This window comes from Terriglobales bacterium (assembly GCA_035457425.1).
GTDB lineage: Bacteria > Acidobacteriota > Terriglobia > Terriglobales > Acidobacteriaceae > JACPNR01.
The window spans coordinates 1-3273 of the sequence record DATIBR010000038.1 but is presented as its reverse complement, the minus strand read 5'-3'; the positions used below and the strand labels follow the sequence as shown (position 1 = coordinate 3273).

Here is a 3273-nt window from a genome sequence, read left to right as displayed (position 1 = left end):
GATCGCCGCGCGTTCCTCAAGCGCTCAGGGATCACGCTTGGCGCTGGCGCGGCCGCCGCGCAGCTGCCGTTCAGCATGATCGGCGAGGCCGAGGCGCAGAGCAAAGAGGCAGGCAAGATCGAGGTCAAGCGCACCGTTTGCACGCACTGCTCCGTCGGTTGTGCGATCGACGCCGTGGTGCAGAACGGCGTCTGGATCCGGCAGGAGCCGGTGTTCGACTCTCCGCTCAACCTGGGCGCGCACTGCGCCAAGGGCGCCTCGGTGCGCGAGCACGGCATCACGCACGACTCGCACCGCCTCAAGTATCCGATGAAGCTCGAGGGCGGCAAGTGGAAGCGCGTGTCCTGGGACCAGGCCTATGACGAGATCTCCAAGAAGATGCTGGAGATCCGCAAGCAGAGCGGCCCGGACTCGCTGTTCCTGGTCGGCTCGTCCAAGCACAACAACGAGCAGGCCGAACTGCTGTGCAAGTGGGCGCGGCTCTGGGGCACCAACAACACCGACCACCAGGCGCGTATCTGCCATAGCACGACGGTCGCCGGCCTCGGCCAGACCTGGGGCTACGGCGCGATGACCAACTCGTACAACGACGAGCAGAACTCCAAGTCGCTCTTGTTCCTCGGCTCGAACGCCGCCGAGGCGCACCCGGTGTCGATGCTGCACACCATCCACGCGCGCGAGAACGGCTGCAAGGTGATCGTCGCCGACCCGCGCTTCACGCGCACCGCGGCGAAGGCCGACAAGTACGTGCGCTTCCGCTCCGGCACCGACGTGCCGTTCATCTTCGGCGTGCTGCACGTCATCTTCAAGAACGGCTGGGAGGACAAGGAGTACCTCGCCAAGCGCGTGTACGGCATGGACCAGGTGAAGAAGGAGGTGATGGAGAAGTGGTCGCCGCAGCAGGCCTCCGCGGTCACCGGCACCCCGGTCGAGGACTTCGAATACGTTGCGAAGACGCTGGCCGAGAACCGGCCGGGCTTCGTGATCTGGGCGATGGGCCAGACCCAGCACAACAACGCGAACGGCATCGTGCGCGCGTCCAACATCCTGATGCTGGCGCTCGGCAACGTCGGGCGCTCGGGCGGCGGCTGCAACGTCTATCGCGGCCACGACAACGTGCAGGGCGCGACCGACGTCGGTCCGAACCCGGACACGCTGCCGGGCTACTACCCGGTGGCGGTGCCCGGCTCGTGGACGCACTGGGCCAAGGTGTGGAACGTCGACCTCGAGTGGCTGAAGAAGCAGTACGCCAGCGAGGCGATGATGGCCAAGCCCGGCATGACGGTGTCGCGCTGGATCGACGGCGTGCTGGAGAAGAACGACGCCATCGACCAGGACTCGAACCTGCGCATGATCATCTACTGGGGCCACGCGCCGAACTCGCAGTCGCGCGGCTCCGAGATGCTCGAGGCGATGAAGAAGATCGACCTCATGGTGGTGATCGACCCGTATCCGTCTGCGAGCGCGGCGATGTTCGCCAAGGTGCGCCAGGACGGCGCCTACCTGCTGCCGGCGGCCACCCAGTTCGAGACCGAAGGCTCGGTGACCGCGTCGAACCGCTCGCTGCAGTGGCGCGAGCGCGTGATCGAGCCGCTGTTCGAGTCGCGCACCGACCACATGATCATGTACCAGCTCGCCGGCAAGCTCGGCTTCGGCGACCAGTTCATCGGCAAGAAGGACGGCAAGGCCGACCACATCCGCCTGGTGAAGGGCAAGGGCGGCATGGACGAGCCTTCCATGGAAGACACGCTGAGGAACGAGATCAACGCCGGCGCCTGGACCATCGGCTACACCGGCCAGTCGCCCGAGCGGATCCAGGCGCACATGCGCAACATGCATGTGTTCGACGTGAAGACCACGCGCGCGCGCGGCGGCAAGGACGCCAAGACCGGCTACGACCTGACCGGCGACTACTTCGGCCTGCCGTGGCCGTGCTACGGCAACGCGAAGATCAAGCACCCGGGCACGCCGCTGCTCTACGACACGCACAAGCACCCGATGGACGGCGGCCACGCCTTCCGCGCGCTGTTCGGCGTGGAGAAGGACGGCGTCAACCTGCTCGCCGAGGACGGCATCGCGAACAAGGGCAGCGACATCACCACCGGCTACCCGCAGTTCGACCACGTGCTGCTGAAGAAGCTGGGCTGGTGGGACGAGCTCACCGACGAGGAGAAGGCCGCCGCCGAGGGCAAGACCTGGGCGAACGACCTGTCGGGCGGCATCCAGCGCGTCGCGATGAAGCACGGCTGCACGCCGTTCGGCAACGCGAAGGCGCGCGCCGTGGTGTGGAACTGGCCCGACCAGATCCCGCAGCACCGCGAGCCGCTGTTCAGCCCGCGCCCGGACCTAGTCGAGAAGTATCCGACCCACGACGACGTCAAGGTGCTGTGGCGGCTGCCGACCCTGTTCAAGTCGGTGCAGCAACAAGGCGTCAAGGAGGAGCTGTCGAAGAAGTTCCCGCTGATCCTCACCAGCGGCCGCCTGGTCGAGTACGAGGGCGGCGGCGACGAGACGCGCTCCAATCCGTGGCTCGCCGAGCTGCAGCAGGACGGCTTCTGCGAGATCAACCCGAAGACCGCGGCCGACCGCGGGATCCGCAACGGCGAGTGGGTGTGGGTGTCGACGCCCGGCAAGAACCCCGGCGGCGGCAACGTGCGCCTCAAGGTGAAGGCGAAAGTCACCGAGGGCGTCGGACCCGACACCATCTTCATCCCGTTCCACTTCGCGGGCTGGTGGCAGGGCGAGGACATGCTGCCCTACTACCCGGAGGGTTCGGCGCCGATCGTGCGTGGCGAGGCGGTCAACACCGCCACGACCTACGGCTACGACCGGATCACGCTGATGCAGGAAACCAAGACCACGCTGTGTCAAGTGGCAAAGGTTTAGGAGAGAGCCATGGCGAGAATGAAATTTCTTTGCGATGCCGAGCGCTGCATCGAGTGCAACGGCTGCGTCACCGCCTGCAAGAACGAGAACGAGGTGCCGTGGGGCGTGAACCGCCGCCGCGTCGTCACCATCAATGACGGCGTGGTCGGTGCCGAGAAGTCGATCTCGGTGGCCTGCATGCACTGCTCGGATGCGCCGTGCATGGCGGTGTGCCCGGTCGACTGCTTCTACCGCACCGACGACGGGGTGGTGCTGCACGACAAGGACCTGTGCATCGGCTGCGGCTACTGCTTCTACGCCTGCCCGTTCGGCGCGCCGCAGTTCCCGCAGGCCGGCGCGTTCGGCCTGCGCGGCAAGATGGACAAGTGCACGTTCTGCGCCGGCGGC

General features: G+C 66.6%; 2 protein-coding genes. Both read left to right on the top strand.

Going from position 1 to position 3273, the window contains the following annotated elements; translation table 11 throughout:
* Positions 1–2886, top strand: a 2886-nt coding sequence (locus VLA96_03135; GenBank protein HSE48182.1) for a formate dehydrogenase subunit alpha, incomplete at its 5' end; no start/stop codon positions are given.
* 9 nt (positions 2887–2895) lie between these two features.
* Positions 2896–3273, top strand: a 378-nt coding sequence (gene fdh3B, locus VLA96_03130) for a formate dehydrogenase FDH3 subunit beta (GenBank protein HSE48181.1), incomplete at its 3' end; no start/stop codon positions are given.